At 70.9% G+C, this 15760-nt stretch carries 15 protein-coding genes; 2 read left to right on the forward strand and 13 right to left on the reverse strand.

Annotated elements, in window-relative coordinates; all coding sequences use genetic code 11:
• From secD to pgsA, 12 genes are all read right to left on the reverse strand, one after another.
• Entirely contained in the window at nt 1–1749 is a 1749-nt protein-coding gene (secD, locus tag ACIBK6_RS12450; protein WP_399051158.1) for a protein translocase subunit SecD, read from the reverse strand.
• 143 nt (nt 1750–1892) lie between these two features.
• Complete coding sequence (gene yajC / locus ACIBK6_RS12455; protein WP_399051159.1) at nt 1893–2351, reverse strand: preprotein translocase subunit YajC; 459 nt, start codon at nt 2349–2351, stop codon at nt 1893–1895.
• A 163-nt stretch (nt 2352–2514) separates the two neighbouring features.
• Nucleotides 2515–3615 carry a Holliday junction branch migration DNA helicase RuvB gene (ruvB, locus tag ACIBK6_RS12460; protein ID WP_399051160.1) on the reverse strand — a complete coding sequence of 367 codons (1101 nt, stop codon included), beginning with the start codon at nt 3613–3615 and terminating at the stop codon, nt 2515–2517.
• Nucleotides 3616–3661: 46 nt separating this feature from the next.
• Nucleotides 3662–4267, reverse strand: a complete 606-nt coding sequence (gene ruvA, locus ACIBK6_RS12465) for a Holliday junction branch migration protein RuvA (RefSeq protein ID WP_399051161.1) — start codon at nt 4265–4267, stop codon at nt 3662–3664.
• Nucleotides 4264–4794 (reverse strand): crossover junction endodeoxyribonuclease RuvC, encoded by a 531-nt coding sequence (ruvC, locus tag ACIBK6_RS12470; RefSeq protein ID WP_399051162.1) that lies wholly within the window; start codon nt 4792–4794, stop codon nt 4264–4266. Before ruvC ends, ruvA begins: the two co-directional genes overlap by 4 nt.
• A 139-nt stretch (nt 4795–4933) precedes the next feature.
• Nucleotides 4934–5686, reverse strand: coding sequence for a YebC/PmpR family DNA-binding transcriptional regulator (locus tag ACIBK6_RS12475; RefSeq protein ID WP_399051163.1), 753 nt, complete (start codon nt 5684–5686; stop codon nt 4934–4936).
• A 114-nt stretch (nt 5687–5800) separates the two neighbouring features.
• Nucleotides 5801–6385, reverse strand: coding sequence for a pyridoxal 5'-phosphate synthase glutaminase subunit PdxT (gene pdxT, locus ACIBK6_RS12480; RefSeq protein ID WP_399051164.1), 585 nt, complete (start codon nt 6383–6385; stop codon nt 5801–5803).
• Between the two features lie 6 nt (nt 6386–6391).
• Nucleotides 6392–7312 carry a pyridoxal 5'-phosphate synthase lyase subunit PdxS gene (gene pdxS / locus ACIBK6_RS12485; protein ID WP_399051165.1) on the reverse strand — a complete coding sequence of 307 codons (921 nt, stop codon included), beginning with the start codon at nt 7310–7312 and terminating at the stop codon, nt 6392–6394.
• Between the two features lie 130 nt (nt 7313–7442).
• Nucleotides 7443–7988, reverse strand: a complete 546-nt coding sequence (locus tag ACIBK6_RS12490) for a hypothetical protein (RefSeq protein WP_399051166.1) — start codon at nt 7986–7988, stop codon at nt 7443–7445.
• 133 nt (nt 7989–8121) lie between these two features.
• A complete protein-coding gene (locus tag ACIBK6_RS12495) occupies nt 8122–9282 on the reverse strand; it encodes a glycosyltransferase family 4 protein (protein WP_399051167.1) in 1161 nt (386 codons plus the stop codon).
• Nucleotides 9279–10175 (reverse strand): phosphatidylinositol mannoside acyltransferase, encoded by an 897-nt coding sequence (locus ACIBK6_RS12500; RefSeq protein WP_399051168.1) that lies wholly within the window; start codon nt 10173–10175, stop codon nt 9279–9281. The genes ACIBK6_RS12495 and ACIBK6_RS12500 overlap by 4 nt, the downstream gene beginning before the upstream one ends.
• Nucleotides 10172–10837 (reverse strand): phosphatidylinositol phosphate synthase, encoded by a 666-nt coding sequence (gene pgsA / locus ACIBK6_RS12505; RefSeq protein WP_399051169.1) that lies wholly within the window; start codon nt 10835–10837, stop codon nt 10172–10174. Before pgsA ends, ACIBK6_RS12500 begins: the two co-directional genes overlap by 4 nt.
• Nucleotides 10838–11109: 272 nt before the next feature.
• On the opposite strand from pgsA, the gene ACIBK6_RS12510 reads away from it, so the two are divergent.
• Nucleotides 11110–13308, forward strand: coding sequence for an elongation factor G-like protein EF-G2 (locus ACIBK6_RS12510; RefSeq protein WP_399051170.1), 2199 nt, complete (start codon nt 11110–11112; stop codon nt 13306–13308).
• Between the two features lie 164 nt (nt 13309–13472).
• The gene (locus ACIBK6_RS12515; RefSeq protein ID WP_399051171.1) at nt 13473–15146 is read left to right on the forward strand and encodes a hypothetical protein; all 1674 of its coding nucleotides are present in this window, start codon (nt 13473–13475) and stop codon (nt 15144–15146) included.
• A gap of 3 nt (nt 15147–15149) precedes the next feature.
• On the opposite strand, the gene ACIBK6_RS12520 is transcribed toward ACIBK6_RS12515, so the two are convergent.
• The gene (locus ACIBK6_RS12520) at nt 15150–15710 is read right to left on the reverse strand and encodes an HIT family protein (protein WP_399051172.1); all 561 of its coding nucleotides are present in this window, start codon (nt 15708–15710) and stop codon (nt 15150–15152) included.
• Between the last annotated feature and the right edge of the window lie 50 nt (nt 15711–15760).

Consider the following 15760-nt stretch of genomic DNA (forward strand, 5'->3'; position numbering starts at 1 on the left):
TCACGCCTCCTTCGGGTCGACGGGGGCGGAGGTGGAGGTACGGCGGGCACGGCGCAGCGGGGGCTTGGCGCCCAGCCGCTTCGGGTCCAGACCGGACCAGGGGTGGCCGCTCGCGAAGAACTTCCTGCGGGCGAGGAGCGTCATCACCGGCTTGGTGAAGAGGAACACCACGACCACGTCGAGCAGGGTGGTCAGGCCGAGCGTGAACGCGAAGCCCTGGACCTTGCCGACGGTGACGACGAACAGCACCGCAGCGGCGAGGAACGACACGAAGTCGGAGACCAGGATGGTGCGCCGGGCGCGCGGCCAGGCCCGCTCGACGGCGGGGCGCAGCGTGCGGCCCTCTCGGATCTCGTCACGGATGCGCTCGAAGTACACGATGAACGAGTCCGCGGTGATGCCGATGGCGACGATCGCGCCGCAGACCGCGGGCAGGTTCAGCGCGAAGCCGATGCCCGGGCCGAGCAGCGACATGATCGTGTACGTCAGGATCGCCGAGACGACGAGGCTGAGGATGGCGATCAGCGCGAGGCCGCGGTAGTAGGCCACCAGGTAGATGATGACCAGCGCGAGACCGATGGCACCGGCGATCAGACCGGCGTGCAGCTGGTCGGCACCGAGGGCCGCGGTCACGGTGGTGACGCTCTGCTCCTGGAAGGAGAGCGGCAGCGCACCGTAGGAGAGCACGTTGGCCAGGTCCTGGGCGGACTGCTGGTTGAAGCTGCCGGAGATCTCGGCGCTGCCGCTGAGCGTGGAGCTCACCGTGGGGGCCGAGACGACCTGGTTGTCCAGGGCGATCGCGAAGCGGTTGTTCGGGTACTGCTGCTGCGACAGCTTGCCGGTGATCGACGCGAACTTCTTCGAGCCGCCGCCGGTGAAGTCCATCTGAACGATCCACTGACCGTTCTGGTTGATCACGGCCTGCGCCTTGGCGACGTCGGTGCCGTCGACCTCGGCCGGGCCGAGGATGTACTTCTCGCTGCCGTCCTGGCTGCACGACACGGTCGGGTCGGTGGGCTTGACGCCCTCGCCGGCCTTGGAGCGGGCTTCCTTGGTGGAGCAGTCGAGGGCCGCGAACTGCGCCTGGAGCTTGGCCGCGGCGGCCGCGTCACCGGACGGGGCGGACGGGTTCGGCGCGGGGCTGCCCGGCTTGCTGGCGCCCGGCGTCGGCGAGGCCTTCAGGGCGTCGGAGACCGCACGGCCCTGGGGGCTGCTGCCGGCGCTGGGCGTCGCCGAGTGCGTGCCCTTGCCGGAGCTGGAGGCACTCGGGCTGCCCGACGGGGTCGGCTTGCCGCTCGCCGGGGAGCTCGGGGAGGCGCTCGGTGCGGGCGCCGCGCTCTGCTGGGCGGTCAGGACCGGCCGGAAGTACAGCTTGGCGGTCTGGCCGACCTGCGAGCGGGCCTGCTCGGAGTTGGTTCCCTTGGGGATGTTGACAATGATGTTGTCGCTGCCCTGGGTCTGAACCTCGGCCTCGCTGACACCAAGGCCGTTGACGCGCCGCTCCATGATGGAGACCGCCGTGTCCATGTTGGCCTTGTTGATCGCCGACGCCTGGCCGGGCTCCGCCTTGGCCTTGAGCGTGATGCTCGTACCGCCCGCGAGGTCGATGCCCAGCCTCGGGGTGGTGTTGTGGGAAAGGAACATCCCACCGGTGAGCGCGACCATGGCGATGAGGATGAAGGCCAGGGCACGGCCCGGCTTGCTCTGACCCCCCGCCGCCGGCCTTCGGCCCTTGTTCGGTGCTGCCACCTTGTCGTTTCTCCCTGTCCAACCGCCCGGCGCCGGGTGTGCGCGTGGACGGCCACGAAGTGTTGTGGGGACGTCCCCCGCGGAAGTCGGCCCGCTTGGGGACCGCTCGCGCCGGTCGGGCGCCGAGCGGTCCCGGTGCGTGACTACTTCGCGTCGGCCCCGCCGTCGGCCTTGCCGTCCTTGCCGTCCTTGGGCTCGGCGGCGTCCTCCGCCTCGTCCTTCTTGTCCAGGTCGATCTTGGCTTCCTTGGTGTCCTCGGCCTCGGCGGCCTCGGTCAGCGAAGAGGCGTCGTCCGGCACCGCCGGGAGCTCTTCTTCGGTGTCGCCGTGCACGATGCGGTTGTACTCCGCGTCGTCCAGGACCGCGCCGATGGAGTTCTTGGCGAAGACGGCGTGTACGCCGGGGGCCACCTCCAGAAGCACGGTCTCGTCGCCGACTTCCTTGACGGTGGCGTACATGCCCCCGATCGTGCGGACACCGGTGCCGGTCTGCATCTCATTGCGCATGGCCGCGGCCGCTTGCTGCTTCTTCTTCGCGGACCGGGTCATCAGGAACATGGCCCCGATGAGCACGATGAAGGGGAGGAGGGTCACGAGACTCACGGGGGGAACTTCCTTCGCACGACCGCGGGGATCGCGGCCTGATCTTCGGGGGTGGGTACGCCGACCTGGAAGGGCGGCATCGGCGGAGTCTAAGCGAGTCCACACAGCTGGAACAACGCCCAGCATCCCACCGGGGTTCCTCGGCATGCGACCCTCCGCGCCGTCACGCCCCGAAGAGGCCCTGTTGTCCGCTTCCTACCGGGCCGCCGCCCTGCTGCGGCGGTACGAGGCCCAGGTGGGCCCAGGCGGCGGGGGTGGCCACCCGGCCGCGCGGGGTGCGGGCGAGCAGGCCCTCCCGGACCAGGAAGGGCTCGGCCACCTCCTCCACCGTCTCGCGCTCCTCCCCCACGGCGACCGCCAGGGTGGACAGGCCGACCGGGCCGCCGCCGAACAGCTTCAGGAGGGCCTGGAGCACGGCCCGGTCCAGGCGGTCGAGGCCGCGGGCGTCGACCTCGTACACCCCGAGTGCGGCCGAGGCGATCTCGGGGGTGATGACGCCGTCGGCCTTGACCTGGGCGTAGTCGCGGACCCGGCGCAGGAGGCGGTTGGCGATGCGGGGGGTGCCGCGGGAGCGGCCCGCGATCTCGGCGGCGCCGGCCGAGTCGATCTCCACGTCGAGCAGGCGGGCCGAGCGGTGGATGACCCGCTCCAGCTCCGCGGGCTCGTAGAACTCCATGTGGCCGGTGAAGCCGAAGCGGTCGCGGAGCGGGGGCGGCAGCAGACCGGCCCGGGTGGTGGCGCCGACCAGCGTGAACGGAGGCAGTTCGAGGGGGATGGCGGTGGCGCCGGGGCCCTTGCCGACGATGACGTCGACCCGGAAGTCCTCCATCGCCATGTAGAGCATCTCCTCGGCGGGCCGCGACATCCGGTGGATCTCGTCGAGGAAGAGGACCTCGCCCTCCTGGAGGGAGGAGAGGATCGCGGCGAGGTCGCCGGCGTGCTGGATGGCGGGGCCGCTGGTGATGCGGATCGGGGCGCCCATCTCGGCCGCGATGATCATCGAGAGGGTGGTCTTGCCGAGGCCGGGGGCGCCGGAGAGCAGGACGTGGTCGGCGGTGGCGCCGCGGGCGCGGGCGGCGCGCAGCACCAGGTCGAGCTGCTCGCGGACCTTCTCCTGACCCACGAACTCGTCCAGGTCCTTGGGGCGGAGCGCGGCCTCGACGGCGGTGTCCTCGCCGTCGGCGTCGGCACCGACCAGGCGGTCGCCGGGGCCGCCGGCCGTCGCGGACAGATCCGCCGTGTCGGAGCTGTCTTCCCAGTTCATGCAGTGTGCCTCGGATCGTGGTTGCGATGGGTGGTGCGCGGAGGGCTCAGCGGGCGCGGTTGAGGCTCTGCAGGGCGGCCTTCAGGAGCGCGCCCACGTTCGGCTTGTCCGAGGCCTCGGCCTGCGGTGCGACGGCGGCGACCGCCTCGTCGGCCTCCCTGGTCGCGTAGCCGAGCCCGATGAGCGCGGCGTGCAGCTGGTCGCGCCAGCCCGAGGTGACCGGAGCGCCGACCGCGGGGGCGGGCCCGACGGGGGCGCCGAGCCGGTCCTTCAGCTCGATGAGGAGCTTCTGGGCGCCCTTCTTGCCGATGCCGGGCACCGCCATGAGCGCCTTCTCGTCACCGGCCGCGAAAGCGCGGCGCAGCGCGTCCGGGGTGTGGACGGAGAGCACCGCCTGGGCGAGCCGGGGGCCGACCCCGTTGGCCGTCTGGAGCAGCTCGAAGACCTGCCGCTCGTCGTCGTCGGCGAAGCCGTACAGGGTGAGCGAGTCCTCCCGTACGACCAGGGACGTGGCGAGTTTCGCGGGCTGGCCGATGCGCAGCCCGGCCAGAGTGTTGGGCGTGCACTGGACGGCCATGCCGATGCCGCCGACCTCGACCACCGCGGTGTCGGGAGCGAGGGCGGCGACCGGGCCGCTGACGAAGGCGATCATCGGGTGACCTTCCGTACGGAGTGCTGGGCGTGGGCCTGTTGAAGTCTGTTGAGGGCCGGGGCGCGCCAGATGTGGCAGATGGCGAGGGCCAGCGCGTCGGCCGCGTCGGCCGGTCTGGGCGGGGCGTCGAGCCGGAGCAGGCGGGTCACCATGGCGCCGACCTGGGCCTTGTCGGCGCGGCCGCTGCCGGTGACGGCGGCCTTGACCTCGCTGGGGGTGTGCAGGGCGACGGGGATGCCACGCCGGGACGCGCACAGCATGGCAACCGCGCTGGCCTGGGCGGTGCCCATCACCGTGCGCACGTTGTGCTGGCTGAACACCCGCTCCACGGCGACGAATTCGGGCCGGTGCTCATCGAGCCACTGCTCGATGCCCTGCTCGATGGCGACCAGGCGGTGGCCCAACTCGGCGTCCGCCGGGGTCCGTACGACGCCGACGCCGAGCATCGTCAGGGGCCGCCCCGCGACGCCTTCGACCACGCCGACACCGCACCGGGTAAGCCCCGGGTCCACGCCGAGTACGCGCACCTCGCCCCTCCTTCGACAGTCCGTTCGTGCAGGGTATCGGTGGCCTCTGACATTCGGACAAAGCGACGGGCCGACGGGGGTGCCCCGTCGGCCCGTGCTGTACAGCGCTGGCAACTCCCGCGAACGGACTGGGTGTCCGTCAGGCGTCGACCTTCTCCATGACCTCGTCGGAGACGTCGAAGTTGGCGAAGACGTTCTGCACGTCGTCGCTGTCCTCCAGCGCGTCGATCAGCTTGAAGATCTTCCGCGCGCCCTCTTCGTCCAGCTCGACCTGCATGGTCGGGACGAAGTTGGCCTCGGCCGAGTCGTAGTCGATGCCGGCCTGCTGGAGCGCCGTGCGGACCGCGACCATGTCGGTGGCCTCGGAGATGATCTCGAAGGAGTCACCGAGGTCGTTGACCTCCTCGGCGCCCGCCTCCAGGACCGTCTCCAGGACGTCGTCCTCGGAGAGTTCGCCCTTGGGCAGGACGACAACGCCCTTGCGGTTGAACAGGTACGAGACGGATCCCGGGTCGGCCATGTTGCCGCCGTTGCGGGTCATCGCGACACGTACGTCTGAGGCGGCACGGTTGCGGTTGTCGGTGAGGCACTCGATGAGCACCGCGACACCGTTCGGGCCGTAACCCTCGTACATGATCGTCTCGTAGTCGGCACCGCCCGCCTCAAGACCGGCACCGCGCTTGAGCGCGGAGTCGATGTTCTTGTTGGGCACCGACTGCTTCTTCGCCTTCTGCACGGCGTCGAAGAGGGTCGGGTTGCCGTCGATGTCGGCGCCGCCGGTGCGGGCCGCGACCTCGATGTTCTTGATCAGCTTCGCGAAGAGCTTGCCGCGCTTGGCGTCGATCACGGCCTTCTTGTGCTTCGTCGTAGCCCATTTAGAGTGGCCGGACATCTGCCTGTCTCCTTCGCGTAACCCATTCTGCGTCGTTCGGCAGAGATCCTACCGGGACCCGGCCCACCCGTCGCCCGGCCCCCGCCCCTCATGGAGGGCTGACGCGGGCACCTTTCAAGAGGCGGCGCGCACCATGTCCACGAACAGCGCGTGCATGCGGTGGTCGCCCGTGAGCTCGGGGTGGAACGAGGTCGCCAGCGCGTTTCCCTGGCGTACGGCGACGATGTGGCCGCCGTGCTCGGCGAGCACCTCGGCCTGGGCGCCGACCGACTCGACCCAGGGCGCGCGGATGAAGACGCCTTCTACGGGGCCGACGCCCGAAACCTCCACGGTCGCCTCGAACGACTCGTTCTGGCGGCCGAAGGCGTTGCGGCGGACGATCATCTCGATGCCGCCGATGGTCTCCTGGCCCGAGCGCGGGTCGAGGATCTTGTCGGCGAGCATGATCAGCCCGGCGCAGGTGCCGTACACGGGCATGCCCGCGCGGACCCGCTCGCGCAGCGGTTCCAGCATGCCGAACAGCGCGGCCAGCTTGGAGATGGTGGTGGACTCGCCGCCGGGTATGACGAGGCCGTCCACCTCGGCGAGCTCCTCGGGGCGCCTGACCGGCCTGGCCACGGCGTCCGCCGCGGCCAGGGCGATGAGGTGCTCCCGTACGTCGCCCTGGAGCGCCAGGACACCAATTACGGGGGTGTTCATGAGTGACTACCAGCCGCGGTTGGCGTAGCGCTCGGTCTCGGGCAGGGTGTCGCAGTTGATGCCGACCATGGCCTCGCCCAGGTTGCGGGAGGCGTCCGCGATGATCTTCGGGTCGTCGAAGAAGGTGGTGGCCTTCACGATGGCGGCGGCGCGCTTGGCCGGGTCGCCCGACTTGAAGATGCCGGAGCCGACGAAGACGCCCTCGGCACCGAGCTGGCGCATCAGCGCGGCGTCGGCAGGGGTGGCCACGCCACCGGCGGAGAACAGCACGACCGGGAGCTTGCCGAGCTCGGCGACTTCCTTGACCAGCTCGTACGGGGCGCGCAGCTCCTTGGCGGCGGCGTACAGCTCGTTGTTGTCGAAGCCGCGCAGCCTGGCGATCTCGTTCTTGATCTGGCGCAGGTGGCGGACGGCCTCGACCACGTTGCCGGTGCCGGCCTCGCCCTTGGAGCGGATCATGGCCGCGCCCTCGGCGATGCGGCGCAGCGCCTCGCCCAGGTTGGTGGCGCCGCAGACGAACGGCGTGGTGAAGGCGAACTTGTCGCTGTGGTTGACCTCGTCGGCCGGGGTCAGCACCTCGGACTCGTCGATGTAGTCGACGCCGAGCGACTGCAGGACCTGGGCCTCGACGAAGTGGCCGATGCGGGACTTGGCCATCACCGGGATGGAGACCGCGCCGATGATCTCCTCGATCATGTTCGGGTCGGACATCCGGGCCACCCCGCCGTCCTTGCGGATGTCGGCCGGAACCCGCTCCAGGGCCATGACGGCGACGGCGCCCGCGTCCTCGGCGATCTTCGCCTGCTCGGCGTTGACCACGTCCATGATCACGCCGCCCTTGAGCTGCTCGGCCATGCCGCGCTTGACGCGGGCGGTGCCGATCGCGGGGCTGTCGGACTGGGTGGAGCTGGAAGGCGTGCTGGACACGGAGCTACCTCACTGGGCGAAGAAGGGATTCTGCTGCCATGAGGGAACCCCGGCGCACCAGTCCACATCAAGGGCCAATGGACAGCCGGTGGATCCTTCTGCGCCAGTCGCACTGCTCCGGCGGCCGGAATCAGCTGCCCGGGCGGTCGGCCAGCGCCGTCGGCGGCTCGTCGTCCATCTCGAACGCGAGCGGGAAGGGTGCGTGGCCGGCCAGCCGGAACCAGCGCACCGTGCGGTGCCTGCGCAGCGCCCTGGCGGCCCGTACGGCGTCGTTGTGGAAGCGCCGTGCCATCGGCACCCGGCGCACCGCCTGCGCCAGCTCCTCGGCGGCCGCCACGCCGCCTGGCGCCTCCCGTACGGCGTCGACCTGTGCGGGTTCGCCGAAGACCGCCCGCAGCGCCTGGCTGAGCTCGCTCTCGGCGACCTCCCGGTGCTCCTCCTCCGCCTGGCGGGCCGCGTGCGCGGCCTCGTAGAGCACGATGGACGCGGCGGGGTCGAGCACTCCGCTGGTGGCCAGTTCCTGGGTGACCGAGGCGCGGCGCAGCAGTTGTGCGTCCAGGGCGGCGCGGGCCGCGTCGATGCGGGCGTGCAGCCGGTCGAGCCGGCCGGCGGTCCAGCTGAGATAGAGGCCGATCGCGACGAGGGCGACGGCGATCCAGATGAGGGTTACGGTCACGGGCCGCAAGGCTACCGGGAGGCGGCGGCCGCCCCGCCCGACGGCGGCGGTGCCGCGGGGCTCCGCCGCTCATACTCCCGCGAGCCGCCTCGGCCGCGGCCCGGCCGTGATCCGCCGGACACCCCTGGGCGCCTCAGTCGCGCGCCAGGCCGAACCTCGCCCGGAATCCGCTGCGTTCGTCCGCCGCCACCGAGGCCGCGCCATCCGTCACCGTTTCGTACACCGCGAGGATGTCCGCGCCGACCGTCCCCCAGTCGAAGCGCCGCACATGGGCCGAGCCGCGTTCGCTCAGCCCGGCCCGGCGGCCGGGGTCGGCGAGGAGGCGGACCGCCGCCGAGGCCAGCGCGTCGGCGTCCTCGTTGGCGAAGAGGTCGCCCGCCGCACCCTGGTCCAGGACCTGCGCGAAGGCGTCCAGGTCGCTGGCGAGGACCGGCGCGCCCGCCGACAGCGCCTCGACCAGGATGATGCCGAAGCTCTCGCCGCCGGTGTTGGGCGCGACGTACACGTCCACGCTGCGCAGCAGCCGCGCCTTGTCCTCGTCGCTGACCATGCCGAGGAACTCGACCCGGGAGCGCATCTCCTGCGGCAGGGAGGCGACCGCCTCCTCCTCGTCGCCGCGGCCCGCGACGAGCAGCCGGGTCCCGGGACGCTCCGCGAGGATCTTGGGGAAAGCCTTCATCAGGACCGGCAGGCCCTTGCGCGGTTCGTCGATGCGGCCGATGAAGCCGAGCGTCTCCCCCTGCCACTCCTGCTTCGGCTCGGCCTTCGCGAAGAAGTCGACGTCGACGCCGTTGGGGATCACGACCGCGTCGCCGCCCAGGTGCTCCACCAGGGTGCGCCGGGCGTACTCGCTCACCGCGATGCGCGCGCTGATCTTCTCAAGCGCGGGCTGCAGGATCGGGTACGCCGCGATCATCGCGCGGGAGCGCGGGTTGGACGTGTGGAAGGTCGCGACGATGGGGCCCTGCGCCGCCCAGCACGTCAGCAGGCCGAGCGAGGGCGAGGCCGGCTCGTGGATGTGGATGACGTCGAAGGTGCCGTCGTGCAGCCAGCGGCGCACCCGCGCGGCCGACAGGAAGCCGAAGTTGAGCCGCGCCACCGAGCCGTTGTACGGGACCGGGACGGCCCGGCCAGCCGAGACGACATACGGCGGCAGCGGTGTCTCGTCGTCGGCCGGGGCGAGCACCGACACCTGGTGGCCGAGCCGGATCAGATGCTCGGCCAGGTCCCTGATGTGGAACTGCACTCCGCCCGGTACGTCCCAGGAGTACGGGCAGACGATGCCGATCTTCACGGTCGGCGCTCCTCTAGGTCGGCCAGCCACAGCCGTTGCAGCATGTGCCAGTCCTGGGGGTGGTCGGCGATTCCGGTGGCGAAGGCATCGGCCAGCGCCTGCGCCATCACGGACGTCTTCGCGGCCCGGTCGCCCGTCTCGGGTACGTCGATGGGCGGGTGTACCCGGCCCTTCATGATCGGCGAGTCGTCGTACCAGAGGGTCACCGGCAGCAGGAGCGCGCCGGTCTGCTGGGCCAGCAGGGCCGGTCCGGCGGGGATCCGGGTCTGCTCGCCGAAGAACTTGACCTCGACGCCGGACGCCGACAGGTCGCGGTCAGCGACCAGGCAGACCAGGCCGCCCGCGCGCAGCCGCCGCGCCAGGGTGGCGAAGGCGGAGCCGCCGGTGTGCGGCAGCACCTCCATGCCGAGGCCCTCGCGGTAGGCGACGAAGCGGTCGTACAGCGTCTCGGGCTTGAGGCGCTCGGCGACCGTGGTGAACGGGGTCTCCAGCTTGGTGGTGACCCAGGCGCCCGCGACGTCGTAGTTGCCCATGTGGGGCAGGGCGAGGACGACTCCGCGTCCGGAGGCGAGGGCGTCGGTCAGGTGGTGGACGTCCTCGGGCACGAAGCCGTTCCGCATCCGCTCCTTGCTCCACGCGGGCAGCCGGAACGACTCCATCCAGTACCGCATGTACGAGCGCATCCCGGCCTGCGACAGCTCGGCCAGGCGCTGCGGCGAGGCGTCGGGCACGACCCTGGCCAGATTGGACTCCAGGCGCAGTACGCTCTTGCCGCGCCGCTTCCACACGGTGTCCGCGATGCGCCGGCCGAGTCGGTTCGCGACCGGTTCCGGCAGCTTCTTGACGGTGGCCCAGCCGATTCCGTACAGCGCGTCGGTCAGCCTGTCCTTCATGCGCCCGCCTCACTGGCCGCCTCGGCCGCGGCCGCGTCGGCCTCCGCCGATTCCCGGCGGACCGTCACCACCCGCTGCACCAGGGTGATGAGGCTGCCCACGGCGACGATCCACAGCGCGACGGGGAGCAGCACCTGGATGCCCGGCACGCCGAACGCGTGGAGTCCGGCCAGGCCCGCTGCGACGAGCGAGATGACGAGGCGCTCGGCGCGCTCCACCAGGCCGTTGACCGCGACGGGCAGCCCGATCGCCTCGCCGCGCGCCTTGGTGTACGAGACCACCTGGCCGCTGGCCAGGCAGAAGATGGCCACCGCGCACAGGGCGTTGTCGTCGCCCGTGCCCGCGTACCAGAGGGCGAAGCCGCCGAAGATCGCGCCGTCGGCGACCCGGTCCAGCGTCGAGTCGAGGAAGGCGCCCCAGCGGCTGGAGATCCCGGCCTGGCGGGCCATGTTGCCGTCGACCAGGTCGGAGAAGACGAACAACGTGATGACGATGGTGCCCCAGAAGAACTCGCCACGGGGGAAGAAGACCAGCGCACCCGCCATCACTCCGGCCGTACCGATGAGGGTCACCGCGTCGGGGCTGACTCCGCGGCGGAGCAGAAATGCGGCGAACGGCGTGAGGACACGCGTGAAGAATGCACGCGCGTACTTGTTCAGCATGGCCTTCCCGAGGGGTCGGTGTGGCCGCGCGGCCCCTGCTGGCCACCGGCCGACCCATCGTAGCCACGACTGCGGGGACACACCGCCGGGCACCCTCAGGGTGACCGGCAGGCCACTGTGCGCGTGCGGTGCCGTACGACGTATGGACGCACAGTGACCGGAGTGGAAAGCTCGAATTACCGCGGGCGTCGCTGATGCCGCCTCCACACGCGGGGTCCGCGTGTCCGCGCCCTCTCACCACCTCACCGCGCACGAAATCGGGAGGAACGGACATGGGCGACAAGGCCAACGCACACCCCGGAGCCGCCGGCAGGGCTACGGCGGCCGACCACCCCTCATCCGTACGGAATGTGGTGCTGGTCGGCCACAGCGGATCCGGGAAGACCACCTTGGTGGAAGCGCTCGCGCTGGCGGCGGGGGCCGTCAACCGCGCGGGCCGGGTCGAGGACGGCGGGACCGTCTCCGACCACGACGAGATCGAGCACCGGCAGCAGCGCTCCGTACAGCTGTCGCTGGTCCCGGTCGAATGGGGTGGTTTCAAGATCAATATCTTGGACACCCCCGGATACGCCGACTTCGTCGGGGAACTCAGGGCCGGTCTGCGAGCAGCGGACGCGGCCCTTTTCGTCGTCTCGGCCGCGGACGGGGTGGACGGTTCGACCCGGATGGTCTGGGACGAGTGCGCGGCCGTCGGGATGCCGCGGGCGATCGTGGTCACGCACCTGGAGGCGGCCCGCGCCGACTTCGACGCGATGACCCGGATCTGCGCCGAGGAGTTCGGCGGTGACGACCCCGACGCCGTGCTCCCGCTGTACCTGCCGGTGCACGGCGCGGCGGGCCCGGACGGGCACGCGCCGGTGACCGGTCTGATCGGACTGCTCTCGCAGCGGGTCTTCGACTACGCCTCCGGCGAGCGCAAGGAGACCGAGCCCGACGCGGGGCAGCTCCCGCTGATCGAGGAGGCCCGCAACCGGCTCATCGAGGGGATCATCGCGGAGAGCGAGGACGAGACCCTGATGGACCGCTACCTCGGCGGCGAGGACATCGATTTCACGTCATTGGTGACGGACCTGGAGCGGGCGGTGGCGCGCGGCACCTTCCACCCGGTCCTGGCCGCGGCTCCGGCCGCCGACGGCGCCAAACAGGGCCTCGGCACGATCGAGCTGCTCGAACTCGTCACCGGTGGCTTCCCGACCCCGCTGGAGCGGGCCGCGCCCGAGGTCACGACCCCGCAGGGCAAGGCCCGTCCGGCGCCGACCTGCGCCGTCGAGGGACCGCTGGTCGCCGAGGTGATCAAGACCTCCTCCGACCCGTACGTGGGCCGGGTCAGCCTGGTGCGGGTCTTCTCCGGCACCCTGCGCCCCGACGAGACGGTGCACGTGTCCGGCCACGGCCTGGAGGACCGCGGCCACCAGGACCACGACGTCGACGAGCGCATCGGCGCCCTGTCCTCCCCGTTCGGCAAACAGCAGCGCCCGCTGGACAAGTGCGTCGCGGGTGACATCGCCTGTGTGGCGAAGCTGTCCCGGGCCGAGACCGGGGACACTCTCTCCGCCAAGGACGATCCGCTCCTGATGGCGCCCTGGGACATGCCGGACCCGCTGCTGCCGCTCGCCATCGAGGCCCACAGCAAGGCCGACGAGGACAAGCTGTCGCAGGGGCTCGCGCGGCTGGTCGCCGAGGACCCGACGATGCGGCTCGAACAGAACCCGCACACCCACCAGTTGGTGCTGTGGTGCCTGGGCGAGGCGCACAAGGAGGTCGCCCTGGAGCGGCTGCGCAGCAGGTACGGCGTCCAGGTCGACGCCGTACCGCACAAGGTGTCGCTGCGGGAGACGTTCGGCGCCCGGTCGGCGGGGCGCGGCCGACACGTCAAGCAGTCCGGCGGGCACGGCCAGTTCGCGATCTGCGAGATCGAGGTGGATCCGCTGCCGGCGGGCAGCGGCATCGAGTTCGTGGACAAGGTGGTCGGCGGCTCGGTCCCGCGGCAGTTCATCCCGTCCGTCGAGAAGGGGGTACGGGCCCAGGCCGCACGCGGTGTCGCGGCCGGGTATCCGCTGGTGGACGTGCGCATCACGCTGCTTGACGGCAAGGCGCACTCGGTGGACTCCTCCGACGCGGCCTTCCAGACCGCGGGCTCCCTCGCCCTGCGCGAGGCGGCCGCCGAGGCCCGCATCCACCTCCTCGAACCGGTCGCCGAGGTCCAGGTGCTTGTCTCCGACGACTACGTGGGCCCGGTGATGAGCGACCTGTCCGGACGCCGGGGCCGGGTGGTCGGCACCGAACAGGCGAGCCCGGGGCGCACGCTGGTGCGCGCCGAGGTCCCGGAGATCGAGATCGGCCGGTACGCGGTGGACCTGCGGTCGCTGTCGCACGGCACCGGCCGGTTCAGCCGACGGTACGCCCGGCACGAGCCGATGCCTCCCCAGCTCGCCGACAAAATTCGCGAACAGGCAGAAGAAGGACGGTAATTGACAGTTCCTCAGAAAGCCGTCCACCTCAATCACCTTGCGGTGGGCGGCATTCCGATGTCCCCTGACGGGCGGGCCGCCCGCCCGATACGCTGTGGTCCCAGCTCAGCAGGTGTGCCGGGTGCGGTGACCGGGAACAGGCCGCAGAGCGACGAAGTGCGGCGATGGGGGCGGCAGTGACAGCAGAAGAACCATTCTTCGACTTCCTTCCCAGGCCTCAGGTGCCGCTCCAGGGCTCCTCCGGCCAGACGGCCGCGACCCAGGCGCTCGCTTCGGCCGCGTACCGCGACAGCCCGGTCGAGGACATGCTCAAGGCCAACAACGAGTGGCACGAGTCCGAGGTGAAGAAGGGCAAGCTGTCGCTCTTCGAGCCCAACCTCGGCGAGGCGTTCTCCCGCGCGGTGCAGTCCCGGATGCTGGGCGCCACCCGCAAGGGCATCATCCAGTCCTTCGGCATCGAGCCGCAGACCGTGGTCGAGCACTGCCTCGCCTCGATCCGCATCCGCAAGCAGCGCGACACCCGGCTCACGCTGGTGATGGTGGTGTTCGGGCTGCTGTTCCTGCCCGGTCTGCTGATCTGGCTAGGCAGCTTCCAACTGCGCCGCACGCTCGCGGGCGCCAAGGACCGGCGGGTCGGCGCGCTCGGCACCCTCCTGCTCGCCGCGGTCGGCATCGCCGCCGTGATCTTCCTGATCAAGCTGCCCTTCAACGGCTTTCTCGCCTTCTATCTGCGCGCGATGCTCGTGGCCCCGATCGTCGGCTGGTACTGGGCCAAGCGCATCTGCGAGAAGACCGCATTGGATCTGCGGTCCCGCTGGGACAATCTGCTGGGTGGTGGCGGCATCGGCGCGAAGATCCCCGAGGCGGTCCCCAAGAGTTCGGCGGCGGGCTCCGCGGAGCACCTGCGCCAGTCGCTGGTCAAGCTGGCCGCCGAGGACCAGAGCAACGTGGTCTTCTACGCGGGGCCCAAGGGAATACTGGGGATGGGCACCCGCTGGGGCAGCTGGCAGCTCGCCGAGGAACTCCTGCCGAAGGAAGCCGGCAAGGAGATCCACGGCTTCCGCAGCTGGGACGTCATAAGGGCGATCCAGGACCGCCTGCTCCTGCTGGAGCGGGGCCCGCTGCACAGCGGCGGCTTCCCCACCCCGTCCATCAAGAACTGGGTGGTGTCGCCGATCGGCGAGGGCGCCAAGGAGGTGTCGCGGCCCAGCGGGCAGGACATCGACAACTTCCAGGTGCGCCAGCACGAGATACAGCGGATCTGCAACGAGCAGCAGTTCTCCAGCGGCAACCGCCACTACCTGGGCGTTCAATTCACGCTCTGGGACGGCCAGTTGGTGATCACCATGATGGTCACCGTCACCGTGCTGCACGAGACGCTGCGGATCGAGGTGACCGGGCACGCGCTCGGCCCGGTGCACGCGCTGTTCACCACCAAGCCCGCGCCCAAGACCAGGGAGGTCGACAAGACCTTCAAGTTCTGGGAGAAGAAGACGATCCCGCTGCCGCTGGTGGACGCCACCGAGGTGGTGCGGCTCGCCGCCCGGGCCCCGCTGACCTGGTACCCGCCGCTGCTCGACTACCTGGGCGGCCGGATAGCGCTGCCCGAGCCGTTCGGGCTGCGGCACGCCTGGGCCGACCAGCCCTGGCGGCACCGCTTCATGGCGGACGACGCGATGCGCGCGGCGACCCCCGTGCTGCGGGTGGTGCACGCCGCCGCCATGAAGGTGCTCGACGAGCACGGCGTGAACACCGACCGCTTCACGAACCGCTCGCTCATCCTCAGCGGCATGGTCCAGGACGCGGCACCGAGGAAGGCGGACTGGTACGACGCGTGAGGACTAGTCCTCCGGCCAGGCGTCGGCCAGCATCTTGCGGGTGTCCGCGAGGAGTTGGGGCAGCACCTTGGTGTGGCCGACGACCGGCATGAAGTTGGTGTCGCCGCCCCAGCGCGGCACGAGGTGCTGGTGCAGATGGGCGGCGATCCCGGCACCGGCCACCGTGCCCTGGTTCATGCCGATGTTGAAGCCGTGCGCCCCGGAGGCGGTGCGCAGCGCGGTCATCGCCCGCTTGGTGAGCTCGGCGAGCTCGGCCGTCTCGGCCGCGTCCAGCTCGGTGTAGTCGGCGACGTGGCGGTAGGGCACGATCATGAGGTGGCCGCCGTTGTACGGGTAGAGGTTGAGCACCGCGTACACGTGCTCACCACGCTTGATGATCAGCCCGTCCTCGTCCGACTTGGCCGGGATCGAGCAGAACGGGCACCCGTCGCCGGACCCCGGCCCCGTCGGCTTGTTCTCGCCCTGGATGTACGCCATCCGGTGGGGCGTCCACAGGCGCTGGAACGCGTCCTGCGTCCCCACTCCGATCTGCTGCTCCGGCTCACTCGTCATGGTGTGCAGCATATGACTTCGGGCGGCCGGGGCGTCGGCCGGGCTGCCCCTGGCCGCACGCG

The sequence above is a fragment of the Streptomyces sp. NPDC050485 genome (genome assembly GCF_044458185.1).
Taxonomy (GTDB): Bacteria; Actinomycetota; Actinomycetes; order Streptomycetales; family Streptomycetaceae; genus Streptomyces.

Excerpts from the sequence above, each read along its gene's own strand:
- ruvB (WP_399051160.1), bottom strand. The coding sequence starts at position 3,615 with ATGAACTGGGAAGACAGCTCCGACACGGCGGATCTGTCCGCGACGGCC.
- ruvA (WP_399051161.1), bottom strand. The coding sequence starts at position 4,267 with ATGATCGCCTTCGTCAGCGGCCCGGTCGCCGCCCTCGCTCCCGACACC.
- ACIBK6_RS12475 (WP_399051163.1), bottom strand. The coding sequence starts at position 5,686 with ATGTCCGGCCACTCTAAATGGGCTACGACGAAGCACAAGAAGGCCGTG.
- pdxT (WP_399051164.1), bottom strand. The coding sequence starts at position 6,385 with ATGAACACCCCCGTAATTGGTGTCCTGGCGCTCCAGGGCGACGTACGG.
- ACIBK6_RS12500 (WP_399051168.1), bottom strand. The coding sequence starts at position 10,175 with ATGAAGGACAGGCTGACCGACGCGCTGTACGGAATCGGCTGGGCCACC.
- pgsA (WP_399051169.1), bottom strand. The coding sequence starts at position 10,837 with ATGCTGAACAAGTACGCGCGTGCATTCTTCACGCGTGTCCTCACGCCG.
- ACIBK6_RS12510 (WP_399051170.1), top strand. The coding sequence starts at position 11,110 with ATGGGCGACAAGGCCAACGCACACCCCGGAGCCGCCGGCAGGGCTACG.
- ACIBK6_RS12515 (WP_399051171.1), top strand. The coding sequence starts at position 13,473 with ATGGGGGCGGCAGTGACAGCAGAAGAACCATTCTTCGACTTCCTTCCC.
- ACIBK6_RS12520 (WP_399051172.1), bottom strand. The coding sequence starts at position 15,710 with ATGCTGCACACCATGACGAGTGAGCCGGAGCAGCAGATCGGAGTGGGG.